The organism is Clostridium gasigenes, from assembly GCF_900104115.1.
GTDB lineage: Bacteria > Bacillota > Clostridia > Clostridiales > Clostridiaceae > Clostridium > Clostridium gasigenes.
In genome coordinates this window covers 209,929-228,767 of the sequence record NZ_FNJM01000002.1, presented here as the reverse complement: position 1 = coordinate 228,767, position 18,839 = coordinate 209,929, and the positions used below count along the sequence as shown (strand labels likewise).

General features: G+C 27.5%; 22 protein-coding genes. All 22 read left to right on the top strand.

Annotation, left to right across the window (positions count from 1 at the left end; genetic code table 11):
- The first annotated feature begins 285 nt into the window (after nt 1-285).
- Nucleotides 286-882: a TetR/AcrR family transcriptional regulator gene (locus BLS77_RS06065; protein ID WP_089966973.1), complete on the top strand. Its 597-nt coding sequence runs from the start codon at nt 286-288 to the stop codon at nt 880-882.
- 84 nt (nt 883-966) lie between these two features.
- Nucleotides 967-1,884, top strand: a complete 918-nt coding sequence (locus BLS77_RS06060; RefSeq protein WP_089966971.1) for a DUF5692 family protein — start codon at nt 967-969, stop codon at nt 1,882-1,884.
- Between the two features lie 370 nt (nt 1,885-2,254).
- The gene (locus tag BLS77_RS06055) at nt 2,255-2,803 is read left to right on the top strand and encodes a cysteine hydrolase family protein (protein WP_089966969.1); all 549 of its coding nucleotides are present in this window, start codon (nt 2,255-2,257) and stop codon (nt 2,801-2,803) included.
- Nucleotides 2,804-3,025: 222 nt separating this feature from the next.
- Nucleotides 3,026-3,532, top strand: a complete 507-nt coding sequence (locus tag BLS77_RS06050) for a COG2426 family protein (protein WP_089966967.1) — start codon at nt 3,026-3,028, stop codon at nt 3,530-3,532.
- 335 nt (nt 3,533-3,867) lie between these two features.
- Entirely contained in the window at nt 3,868-6,225 is a 2,358-nt protein-coding gene (locus tag BLS77_RS06045) for an EAL domain-containing protein (RefSeq protein WP_089966965.1), read from the top strand.
- Nucleotides 6,226-6,620: 395 nt separating this feature from the next.
- Nucleotides 6,621-8,504, top strand: coding sequence for an endonuclease MutS2 (locus BLS77_RS06040; protein ID WP_089966963.1), 1,884 nt, complete (start codon nt 6,621-6,623; stop codon nt 8,502-8,504).
- Nucleotides 8,505-8,720: 216 nt separating this feature from the next.
- Nucleotides 8,721-9,554: a GNAT family N-acetyltransferase gene (locus BLS77_RS06035; RefSeq protein ID WP_089966962.1), complete on the top strand. Its 834-nt coding sequence runs from the start codon at nt 8,721-8,723 to the stop codon at nt 9,552-9,554.
- Complete coding sequence (locus BLS77_RS06030) at nt 9,544-9,732, top strand: hypothetical protein (protein WP_139164821.1); 189 nt, start codon at nt 9,544-9,546, stop codon at nt 9,730-9,732. Before BLS77_RS06035 ends, BLS77_RS06030 begins: the two co-directional genes overlap by 11 nt.
- Before the next feature lie 224 nt (nt 9,733-9,956).
- Entirely contained in the window at nt 9,957-10,367 is a 411-nt protein-coding gene (locus BLS77_RS06025) for a nuclear transport factor 2 family protein (protein ID WP_089966958.1), read from the top strand.
- A gap of 22 nt (nt 10,368-10,389) precedes the next feature.
- Entirely contained in the window at nt 10,390-10,713 is a 324-nt protein-coding gene (locus tag BLS77_RS20645) for a helix-turn-helix transcriptional regulator (RefSeq protein WP_341423418.1), read from the top strand.
- Nucleotides 10,689-11,261: a helix-turn-helix transcriptional regulator gene (locus BLS77_RS20640; protein WP_341423429.1), complete on the top strand. Its 573-nt coding sequence runs from the start codon at nt 10,689-10,691 to the stop codon at nt 11,259-11,261. Before BLS77_RS20645 ends, BLS77_RS20640 begins: the two co-directional genes overlap by 25 nt.
- Nucleotides 11,262-11,385: 124 nt before the next feature.
- Nucleotides 11,386-11,646 carry a DUF3795 domain-containing protein gene (locus BLS77_RS06015; protein WP_089966956.1) on the top strand — a complete coding sequence of 87 codons (261 nt, stop codon included), beginning with the start codon at nt 11,386-11,388 and terminating at the stop codon, nt 11,644-11,646.
- Nucleotides 11,647-11,656: 10 nt separating this feature from the next.
- The gene (locus BLS77_RS06010; RefSeq protein WP_089966954.1) at nt 11,657-12,007 is read left to right on the top strand and encodes a TfoX/Sxy family protein; all 351 of its coding nucleotides are present in this window, start codon (nt 11,657-11,659) and stop codon (nt 12,005-12,007) included.
- A gap of 269 nt (nt 12,008-12,276) precedes the next feature.
- Nucleotides 12,277-12,987, top strand: a complete 711-nt coding sequence (locus BLS77_RS06005) for a M15 family metallopeptidase (RefSeq protein WP_089966953.1) — start codon at nt 12,277-12,279, stop codon at nt 12,985-12,987.
- 20 nt (nt 12,988-13,007) lie between these two features.
- Nucleotides 13,008-13,700, top strand: coding sequence for a response regulator transcription factor (locus BLS77_RS06000; RefSeq protein ID WP_089966951.1), 693 nt, complete (start codon nt 13,008-13,010; stop codon nt 13,698-13,700).
- Entirely contained in the window at nt 13,690-14,793 is a 1,104-nt protein-coding gene (locus BLS77_RS05995) for a sensor histidine kinase (RefSeq protein WP_089966949.1), read from the top strand. Before BLS77_RS06000 ends, BLS77_RS05995 begins: the two co-directional genes overlap by 11 nt.
- Nucleotides 14,794-14,963: 170 nt before the next feature.
- The gene (locus tag BLS77_RS05990) at nt 14,964-15,821 is read left to right on the top strand and encodes a DegV family protein (protein ID WP_089966948.1); all 858 of its coding nucleotides are present in this window, start codon (nt 14,964-14,966) and stop codon (nt 15,819-15,821) included.
- A 210-nt stretch (nt 15,822-16,031) separates the two neighbouring features.
- Nucleotides 16,032-16,376 carry a PadR family transcriptional regulator gene (locus BLS77_RS05985; protein ID WP_089966946.1) on the top strand — a complete coding sequence of 115 codons (345 nt, stop codon included), beginning with the start codon at nt 16,032-16,034 and terminating at the stop codon, nt 16,374-16,376.
- Nucleotides 16,357-17,007 (top strand): hypothetical protein, encoded by a 651-nt coding sequence (locus BLS77_RS05980; RefSeq protein ID WP_089966944.1) that lies wholly within the window; start codon nt 16,357-16,359, stop codon nt 17,005-17,007. Before BLS77_RS05985 ends, BLS77_RS05980 begins: the two co-directional genes overlap by 20 nt.
- A gap of 114 nt (nt 17,008-17,121) precedes the next feature.
- On the top strand, nt 17,122-17,496 hold the full coding sequence (locus BLS77_RS05975) for a hypothetical protein (protein ID WP_089966943.1): 375 nt from the start codon (nt 17,122-17,124) through the stop codon (nt 17,494-17,496).
- A 99-nt stretch (nt 17,497-17,595) separates the two neighbouring features.
- A complete protein-coding gene (locus BLS77_RS05970) occupies nt 17,596-17,757 on the top strand; it encodes a rubredoxin (protein WP_089966940.1) in 162 nt (53 codons plus the stop codon).
- 301 nt (nt 17,758-18,058) lie between these two features.
- A complete protein-coding gene (locus BLS77_RS05965) occupies nt 18,059-18,688 on the top strand; it encodes an HAD family hydrolase (RefSeq protein ID WP_089966938.1) in 630 nt (209 codons plus the stop codon).
- Nucleotides 18,689-18,839 lie beyond the last annotated feature (151 nt).

The window sequence follows — 18,839 nt, the reverse complement described above, 5'->3', positions numbered from 1 at the left end:
AAACCACACTTAATAGTGATACGTAGAGGCGTACCATAAATAGGTGTGGTTTTTCTGATAAGTGTTGATATAACAGTAGGAGATGAGTTTTAGTTAGTTAACTAATCGTATCAAATAATTATAAGTGAAACGGAAGCATTACAAAGATTGTTGTAATGATTTAATGGTAGTATAGAACTATAGTATCGTTGACAAATGACGAATAAAATGGTAGAATAAGTAAAAACTAACTAATGATAGTTAGGTAAATATAATATTATAAAACGAGTGGGTAGGTGATTCATTATGGGAAAAAAAGAAGAGATTCTTGAAGCTGCATATAAACACTTTTCAAAGAGAGGCTATAATGTATCTATGGCAGATATTGCAAAAGAAGTTGGGATAAAAACACCTTCTTTATATAGCCATTTTATAAGCAAAGATGAAATTGTATATTTAATAGTTGAAAAGGAAGTTGTTAAGTACAATGAATTTTTAAATAATGTTTATAATGAAAGCAAGCATACAGCAATTGATGAAAAGTTTAAAAATATCTTTTTTGATATTATTAAATATTTCAAAGATAATGATAAATTGAGATTTTGGAGAAATATTCTACTTATTGATAATGATGACTTAAGAAAAAAATGCAGTGAATTAGTATTTAATTTAGAAATGTTTCATATGAAGAAAATGGAAGAAGCATTTGAACAAAGCATGCTGAAAAATTATCCAAGTGAGGATGAGATAGAGAGTAATGCATTGCTATTTTTAGCGATGATTCAAGGTGCTTTAGAAGGTGAATTGTTATGCTATGGGTCAACAAGCAAAGCTGAGGAATTCATTGCAAAAACATGGAAGGCATACTGTAATGGTGTGCTTAATAATATGAAATGTGAATAGCCATTCAAGATTATCTTTAATATAAGAAAATCTGAATTTGGATTATTAAATTTTATCAAAAAATTTTACAAGGGGGATAATAATATGTTTTTGTTTAACTCTATACCATGGTACGCTGCTTTAATGGGGCTAGTGGTACTATGTGGATTAATGCTTGTCAATGAGATTACTCGTCGGAGTAAATGGCTTGCAATAGGTGTATATTTAGTTGCACCTATTGTACTGACTTTTACTGTATGGGTAAGAACAGCAGGGCCTGGCACTCCAGTAGGTTACTGGTTTCCGTGGGTAAAGACATATTCTGCACTTGCTGGTGTTCTTGGTTTTATGGCTCTTAGGTATATAAAGGGACTTGATGGCAAAAAAATGCTACTGTTATTTCCACCACTTATTCTTTCAATAAACATTTTAGAGGCTGTATTCCGTGATTTTCAGTGTTATGGTTATAACGGCATTGTAGATGGAGTATTAATTAATGGCGGACCTTGGAATATTATAAATGGTATTGCAGGGATATTGAATATCATAACTATCGCTGGATGGGTTGGGATTTTTATTGGAAAAGATAAAAACAAAGACATGCTATGGCCTGATCAGTTGTGGTTCTGGATAATAGCTTATGATCTATGGAATTTTGCTTATGTTTATAACTGTATTCCTGATCACTCATTCTATTCAGGTGCAGTGTTATTATTATCTTGCACTATTCCAGCATTTTTCTTTAAAAGAGGAGCTTGGCTACAACATCGTGCACAGACTTTAGCACTTTGGGGAATGTTCTCTTTGACATTCCCATACTTTGCTGATACTTCAAAGTTTGCGGTGCAAGCATCTCACAATGAAGTAGCGTTATGGGTTGTAAGTTGTTTAGCTCTTGCAGGAAATATAGCAGTATTTATTTATCACTTTAGTAGAATTAAGAAAAATAAACTTAATCCTCTTAAAGATGAGATTTATACAGATCTAAAAGGATACAAAGAAATAGTAACTGAAAACAAATAGGTTTGTATCTATATGATGTGAATAGCTGCTTTATAATTTAAGGATATAATTATAAGTAAAGATTATAAGGAATATCATCATAGATTAATATCTTTAAATGAAAGATGACTTTAGGGACTAATTCAAAATATAATTTTATTTTGAGTTAGGCCCTTATTTTTATATAAGTTTTATTACACGCAAAGCGTTATAAAGTTTTTCATGATAAATTTAATGTATTGTTAAAGAGAGAGGATGTTGTAAGGGTTGTTTTTTAGAGTTAAAAGCAAATGTTGACAAATTAAGGATACATAAATAGTATTAATTTGATGTTTTAATTTTACCAGCTAAGAATAAAATTTAAATATATGAAATTTAGGAGGAATCAAGTATGAAAAGATTATTAGTAGTTATTGATTATCAAAAAGATTTTGTTGATGGAACATTAGGTTTTGAAAAAGCTACAACTTTAGAAAATGGAATATATAATAAGGTAAATAAATATTTGCAAAATGGAGATAAGGTATTGTTTACCTATGATACACATTCGGAAGATTATTTAAAAACAAGAGAGGGAAAAAACTTACCAGTTCCTCATTGTATAGAAGGGTCAGAAGGACATAATCTATATGGAAAATTGGAAGAGTTCGTAGGTGGAAAAAATACAGTTCACTATAAAAAATATGGTTTTGGATTGTCTCCAGAGGATATGATTAATCTTGCTAGTGAAATAGGTAATGACATTGAAGAAATTGAAATAGTAGGAGTTGTTACTAATATATGCGTAGTTAGCAATATGGTAATGTTCCAATCACAATATAGAAATGCAGAGATTATTGTTGATGGAAGCCTTTGTGCTAGTTTTGACGATTTACTACATGAGAAAACTTTAGATGTAATTGAAGGGTTACAAGGAAGAGTAGTAAATAGGGGGAACTAAGAATAATAAGTCTACTACTTAGATTTGATTTAAGTTTAGAAGTGGATACCATTGGAGGTTTTCTTAGTAATAGCATATATAGGTTTGAAATTACGTAATGGTAAAAAAAATAATAATTATGTAAATGATATGGTATAATGTGTTTAAAGTAACATTATGTAGTCTGTTTATGTGCAAAACTTATATACTGGAATTAAAAATATATTATAAGGAGCTTTTTAAATGTCAGATTCGTTAATAAATTGGTTCACTAATAATTTAAGCTTTATGCCAAAGGAGCTAGTTGTTTTAATAATATCAATGGTTCCTATTCTAGAGCTTAGAGGAGGAATAATTGCATCTTCATTATTAGGTATAAGCATGTTTAATGCAATTTGGTTATGTATGTTAGGAAATATAATACCAATACCTTTTATACTTTGGTTTATAACACCTATCTTTACGTGGATGAAGAAAACTAAGTTACTAAGTGGTATAGTAGAAAAATTAGAGAAGAAATCTATGTCTAAAAGTGAGAAAATACAAAAGTATGAGTTTTGGGGATTAGCATTATTTGTAGGTATTCCTCTACCGGGTACAGGGGCATGGACAGGAGCTTTAATAGCATCAATATTAGGTATAAAAGTAAAAAAAGCATCCGGTTCAATATTGACAGGGATAATAATTGCTACAATAATAATGACTATTATTTCTTATGGAATACCATATGCTGTAGGTGTTTTTAATTAGTAAATATAGAGATTTAGAAATTATAGAGTAATAATATATTAATCGCAATATCTAATTTAGGTATTGCGATTATTTTTTTGAAAGAATAATCATGCTAATAATGAATTTTGATATTACAGACGTTATTACTATTAAAGAAATAAGTATCATAAATGCTTTTATTCAACTGTAAAATTATTAAATCATTTTTGAACTATTATAATTTTAAATAGATATATTTGGTTGATAAGAGGTGGATATTTGGGTATTAAGACGGATATATTGGTTCTTTAAATAGTATATAAAGATATGATATACTATTGACAAAGTATACATGAGGAGGAGAAAAATAACATATGAACAAAAAGCAAATATCTATAATTTCTAATGACACAAAAAGTTTTTTTAAGATAGCTAATGAATTTAATAATAAAGATTATAAATTAATGATATGTGAAAATATAAACAATGTTATTAACACAGACTTAGATTTACTGTTGATAGATACTAATATAGGATATGAGGAATCTATATATGCTATAAAGAAAATAAGAAATAATTTTTTAGAAGGACAAGTAGGTATAATATTATGCATAGATAAAACCAACATTGAAAATCTAAAAGAATATATAGAAGTAGGCGCAGATGATTACTTATTAAATCCATTTACAACAGAAGAACTCTATATAAGAGTTATTAATCAAATCAGATTAATGAATGCTGAAAAAAAATCTAAGATGAAAGACATACAATTTAATGCATTATTAAACAATACTCCATATATGGCTTGGTTTAAAGATAAGGATAGCAATTATATTAAAGTGAATAATGACTTTATGGAGCATAGTGGAAAAACAATGGAGCAGATAAAAGGCAGAGGTGACCACTATGTATGGGATGGAAATGTAGGAGATAGATGTAGAGAATATGATTTAGAAGTTATGAGTAAAAGAAAACAAGTAGTTTTTGATGAAGTTATTATAGGAAAAAAAGGATACAGACAATTTAATATACATAAAGCACCTGTGATAGATGGTGCTGATGAAGTTATAGGGACTATTGGGGTTGCTAGAGATATTACTGAATTAAAAAATAAAGATGCAAAATTACAAATGCTTATGGATAATTTACCTTTTCCAGTATGGCTAAGCGATACAAATGGAGTATATCTTAATGGAAATAAACAGTTTACACAATATTTTGATATAAATATTGATGAACTAATAGGCCAAACCCCTAAAAGGATTTTTTTAGAAAGTTATGTAAAAGAAATTTATAAAAAAAATGAGGAAGTAATTAAGAGAAGAGAACCCATGAAGTTTGAGGACACTGTAAAAACTCATAAGGGTATAAGAAATGTAGAAATTTATAAGACGCCTGTATTTGATATAGGCAATGAAGTTATAGGTATTACAAGTGCGCTTGTAGATGTTACAGAGATTAGAGAAGCAGAAAAAGAAATAAAAAAGCAAGCTCTTACAGATGCACTTACTCAAATATCAAATAGAAGAGCCTTATATAATTATATGGAGAAAGAAACTAATTATAGTAAGATAGGCATGATGTTTGTAGATATTGATAATTTTAAAGATATTAATGATTGTTATGGACATCATTTTGGAGATGAAGTTATTATATCTGTATCAAATAGGCTTAGAGAAATTTGCAAGGATACTTTTTTATGTCGTTTAGGTGGAGATGAATTTTTAGTTGTTTTCAAAAACATAGAAAACGTAAATATCATATGTGATAAAGCAAAAGAAATATTAGGAAAAGCATATTTACAAAAAAATAATAAAAATTATGACTTTTCTCTTAGTATAGGAATTGCAATGGGAGATTGCATAGTTGATGTTGATAGGTTACTTATGAAAGTAGATATAGCAATGTATAAAGCTAAAGAATTAGGTAAAAACAAATTTATGATATATACCAAAGAGTTGGAAGACGAAAGAAATTTAAAATTAAGTATAGAAAAAGACTTAGGAAATGCTATAGAAAAAAATGAAGTAAAATTATTTTACCAACCACAATATACAGTAGATAAGAAACTAAAAGGCTTTGAAGCTTTATTTAGATGGCAAAATGATAAATATAAAAATGTTCCAGTTATTAAAATAATAGAGATAATGGAGAATAGTAATTTAATAATAGATATGGGATATTATATAATGCGTGAAGCATGTAAGTTTGCTGAAAAAATAAATGAAAATGCAAAAGAGAAAATTATAGTTTCTGTTAATATATCGCCAGTTCAAATAATGGACAAGGATTTTATGTCAACGATAAAATCAATATTTAAGGAAACGGGTGTATGTATAGATTGTATTGGAGTAGAAATAACAGAAACAGTATTACTTAAAAATATAGAGGAAAATATAGAGAAAATTAAAGAACTGAAAGATATGGGAATAATAATTAGCTTAGATGATTTTGGAACAGGTTATTCATCATTTAATTATATTGTAAGACTTCCTTTATCTATAATCAAAATAGATAGAAGTTTTATTAATGGTATGGATTTACAAGATGAATATACAAAGATTTTAAGACTAATTATTGAATCAGCACATTCGTTAAATTTACCAATAGTGGCTGAAGGTGTTGAAACTGAAGAACAATTAGAAAAATTAAAGCATATGAATGTGGATTATATTCAAGGATATTTATTTTCTAAACCATTAGAAGAAGAGGATGCATTGAAGTTGTTGTAGGGTTAGTAATGGAGGTCATGGAATCTTCGATGAAGATTAATATAGAAATGTATAATAACGTTGACAATTAGATTGAATTTAACATATACTGTATAAGATAGATTTCAAAAAAAAGAGAGGTATTTTTGTGAGTGTTTAGTATCTAAAATAGTTAAGTTAATATTAATTCCAAAAAAATAGGGGTGTATACCTTTTATTTGTTGTGGAATTAAATTGTACTATTAAAGATACAAGTCCACGAATTTACTTTAAAGAGGTAATATAATTACCTTTATTAATTGTTGAATTTCAAGCTGTGGAGGTATCCATGGCTTTTTTATTATATAAAAAATAGAAATCTATCGAGATTTCGTAGACTTGTAGTGTAATAAAAAATGCAAGGAAGGATTATTAATATGAATAAAGTAACATTAGAAAAATTACATTACTATGAGTTAAAAGAAATAGTAAAAGGATATTGCGTTAGCGGATTAGGAAAAAGATTAATTGATAAATTAGAACCTAGTAGTAATATGAAAATTGTAAATCAAAGACTAAATGAAACATCAGAAGGAAGAAGATTGTTAGATGCATCTTATAATATACCACTAGATGGCATATTTAATATATTACCTCTTATTGAGAAGATTGAAAAAGGGGAATCTTTAGACGCATCCGATTTGACTATGATGTCAAATTTTTTAAGAGGATGTAGAAAAGTAAAGTTATTCATAAAGGATAAAGAGGGATATGCACCTACTTTAAGTTCTTATGGAGAAAATATTTGTGATTTGAGCTACATTGAAGATGAAATAAACCTATCAATTAGAGGTAGTATTGTTGATTCAAATGCTAGTAAGGATCTTAAAAGAATAAGAAGACATATTGATATATGTGAAAGTAAGATAACGGAGAAGTTAGATAAGTTCCTTAAAAATGATGGGAATAAAGAGTATATTCAAGAATTCTTCATTAGTCAGCGTGGTGGAAAATATACAATTCCAATTAAGGTAGCGCATAAAAATAAAGTTCAAGGTACCATTATTGAAACATCTTCAAAGGGAACAACAGTCTTTATAGAGCCAAATGTTATTTCAAAGTATACAAGTGACTTAGCAGTATTAAAATCAGAAGAAAGTATGGAAGAATATAAAATATTAGCTACTTTAACAGATATGCTTTTTGAAAGAATAAAAGATTTGAAGGTGAATGTTGATGTTATATCTGAATATGATATGATCTTGGCAAAAGCTAAATATAGTAAATCAATAAAGGGAATTAAACCTAAACTCAATGAGCATGGATATATAAAAGTGATTAAAGGAAAATATCCTCTTATTAAAAATAGTACACCGTTAGATTTTGAAATTGGTGAAAATTACAGAGGTTTAATAATAACGGGACCAAATGCAGGTGGCAAAACTGTAGTATTAAAGACAATTGGATTGTTAACATTGGGAGTACAATCTGGATTTCATATAGAAGCTGAACAAGGGACAGAACTTTCTGTATTTAAAAAGTTATTTGTTGATATTGGTGATAATCAAAGTGTTGAAAATGCGTTAAGTACATTTTCAGCTCATATAAAAAATATAGCTGAAATAATTAAAGAAAGTACAAAGTCAACACTACTATTGTTTGATGAAATTGGCAGTGGAACAGAACCAAATGAAGGATCTGCTTTAGCTATTGCAATATTAGAAGAATTATACCATAAGGGTTGTATAACTATATCAACTACTCATTATGGAGAAATAAAAAACTTTTCAAAAGAACATCCTGATTTTGAAAATGCAGCTATGGAGTTTGAAAAAGAAACTTTGGAACCATTATATAAACTTAGTATAGGAAAAGTAGGTAATAGTAATGCTTTATATATTTCTAAAAAGATGGGATTATATGATTCAATTATTGATAAAGCAAGAGAATATATTAATACTAAAAATTATAATTATAATTTAATAAAAGATAGTAAGGTTTTAAAAAATAAAGAGTTACAAGTAAAGGAAAATTTTTATGAATACTCTGTAGGAGATAAAATTATTCTTTTAGAAAATAATGAATCAGCTATTGTATATAAAGAAAGAGATAGATTAAATAATGTGACTATACTATACAATAAGCAATTTGTTGAAGTTAATTATAAAAGAATAGAACTAGAATTAAAGGCAAGTGAACTTTATCCAGAAGGTTATGATTTAAATCAGTTATTTATAAGTTATAAGGAAAGAAAGCTAGAAAAAGATATTGAGAGGGGCTCTAAAAAAGCATTGAAGAAAATAAAAAAAGAAATGTTATAAATAGGTTTGCTATTATCAACAATTTTCATTTGAATAGCAAAATATGGAGACCATGGGGATAAAAATAAATATTTAATGAGCCAGAGACTATTTATATAGTTTGTGGCTCGTTTTTATTTAATAAAAATCTAAGAGATTGAGCTGTGTGGAAATATATAGTAAAATATAAATAAGAAAATATATTAATATATTAAATATAATTACAGGGGGATTGTAGTGATAAGAAATATTAATAGTGATGATATTTATAAAGTTATAGAACTTTTAAAGGCAGAAATTGGTGGCTTCAATGAAAAAGAATTAATAGAAAAATTGAAATGTGATACAAGTAGTATATTAGTTTATGAATGTGATAATAAAATAGTAGGGGTATCTGCTACTATAGCTAATAATAAAGTTGAAAAGGGAGAAGTAACAATATATGTATCAGAAGCATATAGAAGACGTGGAATTGGTGGGAAATTATTTTCAAAAGCTATAGATTATTTAGAGGGAAAACATATTAATAATATTGAAACAGAGATTAGAACAGAGAAAATTTATAGTGGTGATTTTTTTATTAACATGGGGTTTAGAAAATGGTTTGGTTATCACAAGATGATGTATTGTGGTGAAAAGGTAGAAAGCGATTTGCAGTTAATAAATTATGATAATAAGTATTATGAGTGCTATAAAAATGTTTATGAGGACTGTTTCTTTGAACTTAGAAGTGCATTAGGGTTTAAACCTACTAGAGCTTGTTATAGTGCTGATGAACTAATTAATAATAAGGACAATATATTCTTATTATTAGATGGAAAAGATTTAATTGGAGCTGTAAGTCTTATTAATAATGAAATTGATGATTTAATAGTTAATGAAAAGTATCAAGGAAATGGGTATGGAAAGAAACTTCTTAATTTTGCTATTAACTATTATCAAAATAATGATGTTGAAAATATAAGCTTAGGAGTAGTTCAGTGGAATAATAAAGCTATAAAACTTTATATGAGTGTGGGATTTAAGGCTGTTGTTAGTTGTGAAGTTTATTGTAGTATACGTGAAAAATAGAATAATCATTTTAATTGAAAATAACGGAAATGGATTTATTAAAGCAAAGGGTGTTGTATCAAATGTTATTAATTCAGAAAAGATGACACCAGAACAATCAGAAGAACTTATTAATCAAAATATGGATGAATTTAAATTAACAGCAGTACAAACAAAAAGATGGGCAGGAAAAAAATAAAAACAGAAGAATTTTATGGTATAAGGCTAATTGATTTAGACTTGAGTTACCAGTACCAACATATAGAACTTTCATTCCAAAATTTTTAGCTTTATAAATGAAATATAAAACAAGTTTTTTACCAGTATAAGTATACTTAATATATAAATTATATATTGGAAATAGTGAAAAACTAAGCCAAGAGGATGCTTAAATAATAAATACGTAGTTAGGGGATAAGAACTATGGATAAAAAAGAAAAAATAGTAAGAGATTATTTTAAGGGGTGGATAGATAATGACAAGTCTATAATAGAAAGATATTTTTGTGAAAATGCATTATATATAGAATCTTGGGGACCCGCATATAAAGGTATAAAAGAATTGAAGTTATGGTTTGAAGATTGGAATATAAATAGTAAAGTGCTAATATGGAAAATTGAAGAATATATAGTATTAGATAAGCGCATCATTTGTGAATGGTATTTTAAATATAAGCATAAGGAAGAGATAAATGAATTTAATGGAGTATCATTAATAGATTTTGATGATAATAATAAAATCGTAAAAGTAAAAGAATTTATGTCTGTGTTACCTATAAGGCATCCCTATGGTGTTGATGTTTCTATAAAGGGGGGTGTTTGTAATAAAGATTGATAGACTAATAGGAATTATCATAGTGTTACTGAAAAAAGATAAGGTTACATCACCATTTCTTGCAGAAAAATTTGAAGTGTCAAGGAGAACCATAAATCGTGATATTGAAGATATATGCAAAGCTGGGATACCTATTATTTCTACACAAGGATATGATGGTGGAATAGCAATTGCAGAAGGTTATAAAATTGATAAAACTATATTTACTTCAGATGAATTGCAATCTATATTTGCAGGTCTAAATGCTATTGATAGTATATCATCAAATTTAAGTAGTGAGATAATCTTTGGGATAAATTTTCTAAGGAGAAAAATGCTGTTATATCTAACTCAGGGAATATTTTAATAGATTTATCCTCACATTATAAGGAGAGCTTAACGCAAAAAATAGAATGTATAAAGACAGCTATAAATGAACAAAGCTTAATTTCATTTCAATATTTCTATAATAAAGGTGAAGTCGATAAAATTATTGAACCATATTTACTTGTGTTTAGATGGTCATCGTGGTATGTCCTTGGATATTGTTTAGAAAGAGAAGATTTTAGATTATTTAAGTTAAATCGTTTATGGAGTTTAATATGTAATAAAGAGTATTTTGATAAAAGAAGAGTACCAGAAGAAAAAATAGAATTTGATAGATATTTTTCAAATGAAATAAAGTTAACTGCATTATTTGATGTTAAAGTTAAGTATAGATTAATTGAAGAATATGGCATAGATAGCTTTACTAATTTGGAAAATGGTAAACTAATGTTTGAGATTGGATTTGAAAGTAGTGAGAATTTACTAAGTTGGGTTTTAAGTTTTGGTGATTCTATAGAAGTTATTAAGCCAAAAGAAGTTTGTTTAGAGTTGAAGAGACAAGCGGAGAATATTCTTAATAAGTATTAGATATAGTGCAAAAAAGGCAAGAATACGGACTTGATATTTATTTGGATCTGCCTTAAGAAACATGACATATAGTTGTCATGTTAGATTTGATATACTTATAAAAAAGAGTATAGGGGGAAGTAAAATGGTTGAATCTAGATGTGGTATTTTATGTAGTGAGTGTGAGCATAAAGAACAAGTTAATTGCAAGGGGTGTATAAATATTAAAAAACCTTTTTGGGGAGAATGTTGTCCGGTAAAAGAATGTTGTGAAAATAAAAAACATGAACATTGCGGAGTTTGCAATGATTTTCCTTGTGGGTTGTTAAATCAATTTTCATATGATGAAAAACAAGGTGATAATGGGAAACGTATTGAACAATGTAAAAAATGGTGTTCAAAATAAGGAGGAAATTATGGCTTCAACATTAGAATTTGTAGAATATGTATGTGAGCAGAGCAATGGCGCAGGGATAATTACATATAAAAAGATGTTTGGTGAATATGGTATTTATTGCAATGGTAAAATTATAGGTCTTATATGTAATAATCAATTTTTTGTAAAGAAAACAAAAACAGGTGAAACTTTATTAAATGAAGTAGAAGAAGCTGCACCTTATAAAAGTGCAAAACCTCATTTTGTTGTTGATTTTTTAGAAGATAAAGATTTATTAGGCAAGTTTATTGAAAAAACCTATGAGGAGTTACCAATGCAAAAAATGAAAAAGAAAAAAGTGCAAAAGAGTGATATTGAAAATATTATTTAGTAGAACATATAATAATAAAAATAATAAATAAGGCATCTCCAAATAAATAACAAAAATATTGACTTGTTATTTATTTGGAGATGCCTTAAGGTGTGTTCAATTCATTTTCAAGTTCTTTAATATCCATATTTTAAAAACCTTTCAAAAGTATTAATTTATATTAGGATATTAACTATTACAAAACTTAAGGTTTCTTAAGAAATTTTTATAAGTGTTGTAAAGTCTATCTTCTATAATGAAATTATGATATTGGAAGGGGATTAGAGAATATGAAAAGTGGATTTAAAAAGATTTTAGGAGTTATTATGATAATTTGTTTATTTTGGTATATTATAGACTACATAGATGTAAAATTTGGAGGTACAAACATTAAAGAAAGTAAAGCTGATTTAAATGATAAAGATAAGTTAGTACAGGGAAAAAATACGGATGTAAGTACAGAACTAGTATTAGTAAATAAAAAGTATAGTTTGAGTAAAAATTATAAACCAGAAGCTTTAACTATACCAAATATACCATTTGCAGATGGAACGGAGAATGAAGAAAATCACGTAGCAGGGATTATTATAAAACCCATAGAAGAATTGGTAAATACAGCTAAACAGGAAGGGGTAATATTACTTGGAAACTCAGCTTATAGATCATATAAATCACAAAAGGATACTTATAGTGATAGGGTCAAATCAGATGGCCGGAAACTTGCAAATGCATATGTAGCTAAACCTGGGTTTAGTGAACATCAAACTGGGTTATGTATTGATATGACTAATGAAGATAGATATTTTATGAAAGGAACAAAAGAAGCAGATTGGCTTGGAGAAAATGCTTATAGATTTGGGTTTATTATAAGATATCCTGAGGGAAAGAAAAGTATAACAGATATAGAATATGAACCATGGCATATTAGATATGTTGGAGAAAAAGCTGCTAAGTATATTTATGATAATGGAATTACATTAGAGGAGTATTTAGGAAAATAATTATATAATTGGAGGAGCAAATGAACAATAATATTCTTGTAGTAGATGATGAAAAAGAAATAAGAGATTTGCTAGAAATAAATCTTAGAAATGAAGGGTATAATGTCTTTAAGGCAAGTTGTGGAGAAGAGGCACTAGAAATATTAGATAGGGAAGAAATTAATTTAATAGTTTTAGATATAATGATGCCAGGTATGGATGGGTTAGAAGCTTGCACAAGAATAAGAGAAAAGTATAACATACCAATTCTTATGCTAAGTGCAAAAGCTGAGGATATGGATAAGATACAAGGAATTATGACTGGGGCGGACGATTATGTATGTAAGCCTTTTAACAATTTAGAACTTACAGTTAGAATAAGAGCATTATTTAGAAGAACATATTTTTTAAATACTAAAATGCAAGTTTCAGATGACATAATAAGAATTGAGTCAATGGTTATAGATAAGAGAAAGCACAAGGTAACAGTAGATGGTAATGAAGTAGCTTTAACAGCAAGAGAATTTGAAATTTTATATACATTAGCTACAAATAGAGGGAGAGTTTTTAGTGCAGAAGAAATTTTTAAAAAGGTGTGGAAAGAGAAATATTATCAATCTAATAATACCGTTATGGTACATATGAGTAGAATTAGGGAGAAGATAGAACAACATATGGAAGGGAATAAGGTAATTCACACTGTGTGGGGAGTTGGTTATAAAATTGAAAAATAAAAGATTATATAAATATTGGTTAGCATCATTAGCAGATATAGCAAAGGCTGTGATATTAACATGTATGACATTAGTTATAAGTGATGCCACATTAGTTTATTTACAGGAATATACTAATATTAGACTTATTAATTATATTTTGAGAATTTACAATTTTATGAAGTATAGAATATTTGGAGGCTTTACTTACATAATTATTGGAGCATTGTTATTTTCAGTGTTTTATTTACTTATAACATATAGAAAAACTAAGAGCTTGGTAGCTATTATAGATGAAACTGAAATAATGGCTAATGGTGACTTAGATAGATTAATAGAAGTTAAGTCAAAAGGTGATATTAAAAATTTAGCTAAAAATATAAATAATATATCAAAGCAACTTAAAGACATAACAGTAGAAGAAAGAAGGGCACAACAAACTAAAAGTGATTTAATAACTAATGTTTCTCATGATTTAAGAACTCCATTAACTTCAATAATAGGATATTTAGAAATTATTGATACGGATCAATATAAGGATGAAGTGGCACTTAGATATTATGTTAATATAGCATATGAAAAATCCAAAAGTTTAAATTTACTTATAAATGATTTATTTGAGCTTACTAAAATGCAAAATAACACTATTAAATTAGATAAAGTCGATATTAATTTAGTAGAATTATTAGGTCAAGTAGTTGCCTATTTTGAATATCAATTTAATAGTGCAAAGATGCAATCAAGAGTTAAATTTTCTGAGGATAAGCTAATAGTAAATGCAGATACAGGGAAATTGGTTAGAGCATTTGAAAATTTACTATCTAATGCAATTAAGTATGGACAGGATGGTTATTATGTTGATGTAGTAACAAAAATTGAAGAGAATATGGCAGTAGTTCAAATTATAAATTATGGTCAATCAATATCATCAATAGATTTACCGTATATATTTGATAGATTATATAGAGTAGAAAAATCAAGAAATAGCAATATAGGTGGATCGGGCTTGGGGCTAGCTATAACGAAAAATATTATAGAGTTACATCAAGGAATGATATCAGCTTATAGTGATAATGATAAAACTATATTTGAAGTTAGATTACCCATTAAATAAATATGTTATAGATATATTGCAGAATATAATGGTGCTGGCATATTGTATAATCATACAGAGGACTGTATCGTAAATAAGTCAATGATTAAAAGTATCATTGGCTTGTGTTATAATGAAAACAGAGCAGAATTACGGGATATACGGCTTATGAAAAGAGAGGAGATTATATAATGGCAGTAAGAATTTTAACAGATAGTACTAGTTATATAGAAAAGAATATTGAGAGTCAATTAGATATAAAAGTAATTTCTTTAAATGTAATATTTGGAAATGAGAGTTTTAAAGAAAGAGATATAGATAATGAAGTTTTTTATAAAATGATGGAGGAAAAGGGTATTCCAACTTCTTCTCAACCTTCGGTACAGGAACTATACGATGAAATGGAGAAGGTAGTGCAAAATGGAGATTCTATTCTTTGTATATTTATATCATCACATATGAGTGGTACATATTCTACAGCTCATATGGTAAAAGAACTAATTTTAGAATCATATAAAAATGCTAAAATAGAAATAGTAGATTCCACTTCAAATTGTATGCAACTTGGTTTTTCAGTAATTGTAGCGGCAAGGGCAGCATTAGAAGGTAAAAATTTAGATCAAGTTAAAGAAATAGCAGAAGATAATATAAAAAGAAGTAGATTTCTATTTGTTCCAGATACGCTTAAATATCTTAAAAAAGGTGGAAGAATCGGTAGTGCAAGTGCTCTAATTGGTAATCTTTTGAAGATTATTCCTATCTTAACAGTAGAAGATGGAGTAACAACAATTTTAACAAAGGTTAGAACAAAGAAAAAAGCAGTAGCTACCATGACTGATAAAATGTTTAATGATATTGAACAATATGGAGTAGGAGAAATTACTGTACATCATATTAATGCCTATTATGAGGCTCTCGAACTTATAAAGACATTAGAAGAAAAATTGAAAATTAAGATTGGAATATGTTCAATAGGACCAGTTATTGGAACGCATGTTGGGCCTGGTACAATTGCTGTTGCCTATTATACAGAAAAAAATATGAGATAATCAAAATTAAAAAAAATAAACATAATGAAGGAAAACCGTGTGGTATAAAATAATACATGGGTTTTGTTAAATTTAAAATAACTATGATCGCTTTATTATAGAGTGATCATAGTTATTTTTTTAATAAATTTAGAAATATATTGTATTGCATAGTATCATAAGATATACTTTTAATATACCTTGCAATACAAAGTAAGTGGAGGTGGGATTATGGAAAAAAATTCGCAAGTTCTTAAGGGGATACTTGAGGGCTGTATTTTAAAAATTATTTCAGAACAGGAGACCTATGGATATGAACTGTTAATAAAGTTAAAAAGCAGTGGCTTTGAGAATATTGTTGAGGGAACATTGTACCCATTATTGCTTAGACTTGAAAAAAATAAATTTATAATTGCAGAAAAGAGAAAATCACCTATAGGAATGACTAGAAAATATTATCATTTATCAGAAGATGGGAAAAGCGAACTTAATGGTTTTATAAGTTATTGGAATAAGCTTTATATTGATGTAAATAATATTTTAGGAGGGGAAAAAAGTGAAGAAAAATTTAAATAAAAGTGAGTTTGAGTTAAAAGGAGAATATAAAGATACTTATTTAGATATAGTAATTTATTTAAGCGGTAGCAATCTTAATGATTCATTTGTTACTGAAGTAAGCGAAGATTTAAAGGATTTATTTATTACAGCACAAGAAGAAGGTAGAGGTATTAAAGAAATAGTTGGAAAGAATATAGAGATTTTTTGTAAGGATATAATAAACTCAAATAAGAGCAAGAAGGTAAGACTATTTAATATTATAAAAAATTTAAACTGGTCATTATTTATGGGAGCTATTTTATCAATATTATTTTATATATTTAATGAAGAACTGAGTTTAAACACGATAGTACTATTTATATTTAATTTCTTTATTGTACCATATATTGTAAAGGTACCGCTGAGAAAATTGGTGTTTAAATATAAGGGGAATATTAGAAAAATTGTGTCGATAGTTATTTTCACTCTATTATTAATTATACCAACAGCTATAATAAACTTTATAATAATTATACAATTTGTCCCTGTTGTTAATGTAAATGGATTATATTCAGGGGTGATTATATTATTTATAATTGGAATAATACATATAATAACAAAATATAAAATTAAAGAAATAAATTGGAAAAGTTACTTTTGGGGAATATAATAAAAACATTAGACATGCCTTAGATTTAGTTATAAGTTATAAAAAATAAAGATATATATAAGTTGAAAATATTTAATTAATTTCAGAGATATTTAATAGATATGGAGGGTAAATATGGATAGAACTTTGGTTTTGAAGCTTTTAGGAAAAAAAGATTCTGTAGATTTGGGAGATCAGCTCTATAATTTAAGAGAAATAACAGAAGAGTTAAGAGAACTTATCATTTTGAATTTACCTATAAAAGAGGAAATTATTGAGATTACAATTAAGCGTCTTAGTGATATATATAATATAATTATGCCTATTAAGGAGAATTTTAAGGATGATAATAGTATTGTAGGTTACACTAATAGTAAGGTATATTTAAGTCAGTTCATAAATGATTTATGTGTAAATATTCAAGGGTTAATAAGGTCGTGTAAGCCTTTTGATAATAAAGGTTTTATTTATCATACAAATATTATTATAGATTTAGTATTAGTTTATTAAAATATTTACTTGAATTAGAAGGTAATTTATTAAAAAGATAGTTAAATTATTAATGGAATAGTATAATTATATAATAAAATTATGAAAGGAGAACAAATTATGAAAAGTTATGTATGTGATGTATGTGGATATATATATGATCCATCAATAGGAGATGAAGAAAATGGGGTTCCATCAGGAACTAGTTGGGATAATGTGCCTGAAGATTGGTTATGTCCACTTTGCGGAGTCGGAAAGGATTTATTTTCAGAAGTAGAGTAAAAATTTTTTAACTTTACTTAATAAATGCATTTGAAATTAATGAATTTAAAAGATGGTTTCTGTATTTACAGAGTCATCTTTTTGCATTTATTTTAGGTGGGAAACTTACGTTTAACTTAGATAACTCAATAGTCTTAAGGAGAAATGGGTTTTAAATAGTTAAGTGAATGGCATATGGAAAAATGAACCGTATCAGAAATAATTGATGCAGTTCTTTTATTATTGAATTATTTAGGATGTAGTGGTAACATCTACAATATGCTTTTGAAAGTTTGTTATAAAGGTTTAGGGGGAATGTACGATGAAGAAGTATAAATGTATAATATTTGATTTAGATGGAACAATGTTAGATACAGAAAAAATGAATATGATACCTTTACAAAGATTAGTTAAAGAGGAATTAGGACAAGATGTAACATATGAAAGTCTTTTAAAATATAGAGCATATGCAGGTAAGAAAACATTAGAATTGATAGGGTTTAAGGATATAGAAAAATCTTATACAAAATGGGTGAAGTATGTAGGTGAATTTGAAGAAGGTGCAACGCTATATGAAGGTTTTAATAAGGTTATGGAAGATATAGATGCAAAGGGAATTATATGTGGAATAGCTAGCTCAAAAATGAAAAATCAATATGAAATAGATTTTTTCCCAACAGGATTACAAAAATATATGAAAAGTGTGGTTTTAGCAGAGGATACAGAAAATCACAAGCCTCATCCAGAGCCCTTACTAAAGGCGGTTAAGTTACTAGGTATAAAACCAGAAGATTCAATGTATGTGGGAGATACAGTTGTAGATTATAAGTCGTCAAAAGCCGCTGGTATGGATTTTGCATTAGCATTATGGGGAGCATCAGATTTATCAGGTATAGAAGCAGACTATAATTTAAATGATCCCATGGACCTTTTAAAGGTATTAGGGTTATAAACGAATAATATAGAAGGAGAACAAAATGAGTTGAAAAAGTTAAGGTAAGATATATTCTTTGAAGGTGAGTAATATTTAAGGTTGACAATGAAAATAATAAAATATATAATCAAGTCGATAATGGTTGTATAAAATTAAATTTTGTAAAATT

Bases quoted from the DNA above. Each gene is read 5' to 3' on its own strand.
- BLS77_RS05965 (WP_089966938.1), top strand. From the start codon at position 18,059: ATGAAGAAGTATAAATGTATAATATTTGATTTAGATGGAACAATGTTA.
- BLS77_RS06015 (WP_089966956.1), top strand. From the start codon at position 11,386: ATGGTTGAATCTAGATGTGGTATTTTATGTAGTGAGTGTGAGCATAAA.
- BLS77_RS06005 (WP_089966953.1), top strand. From the start codon at position 12,277: ATGAAAAGTGGATTTAAAAAGATTTTAGGAGTTATTATGATAATTTGT.
- BLS77_RS06010 (WP_089966954.1), top strand. From the start codon at position 11,657: ATGGCTTCAACATTAGAATTTGTAGAATATGTATGTGAGCAGAGCAAT.
- BLS77_RS06000 (WP_089966951.1), top strand. From the start codon at position 13,008: ATGAACAATAATATTCTTGTAGTAGATGATGAAAAAGAAATAAGAGAT.
- BLS77_RS05970 (WP_089966940.1), top strand. From the start codon at position 17,596: ATGAAAAGTTATGTATGTGATGTATGTGGATATATATATGATCCATCA.
- BLS77_RS05985 (WP_089966946.1), top strand. From the start codon at position 16,032: ATGGAAAAAAATTCGCAAGTTCTTAAGGGGATACTTGAGGGCTGTATT.
- BLS77_RS05975 (WP_089966943.1), top strand. From the start codon at position 17,122: ATGGATAGAACTTTGGTTTTGAAGCTTTTAGGAAAAAAAGATTCTGTA.
- BLS77_RS06065 (WP_089966973.1), top strand. From the start codon at position 286: ATGGGAAAAAAAGAAGAGATTCTTGAAGCTGCATATAAACACTTTTCA.
- BLS77_RS06060 (WP_089966971.1), top strand. From the start codon at position 967: ATGTTTTTGTTTAACTCTATACCATGGTACGCTGCTTTAATGGGGCTA.
- BLS77_RS06050 (WP_089966967.1), top strand. From the start codon at position 3,026: ATGTCAGATTCGTTAATAAATTGGTTCACTAATAATTTAAGCTTTATG.
- BLS77_RS06045 (WP_089966965.1), top strand. From the start codon at position 3,868: ATGAACAAAAAGCAAATATCTATAATTTCTAATGACACAAAAAGTTTT.
- BLS77_RS06055 (WP_089966969.1), top strand. From the start codon at position 2,255: ATGAAAAGATTATTAGTAGTTATTGATTATCAAAAAGATTTTGTTGAT.
- BLS77_RS05990 (WP_089966948.1), top strand. From the start codon at position 14,964: ATGGCAGTAAGAATTTTAACAGATAGTACTAGTTATATAGAAAAGAAT.
- BLS77_RS06040 (WP_089966963.1), top strand. From the start codon at position 6,621: ATGAATAAAGTAACATTAGAAAAATTACATTACTATGAGTTAAAAGAA.
- BLS77_RS06025 (WP_089966958.1), top strand. From the start codon at position 9,957: ATGGATAAAAAAGAAAAAATAGTAAGAGATTATTTTAAGGGGTGGATA.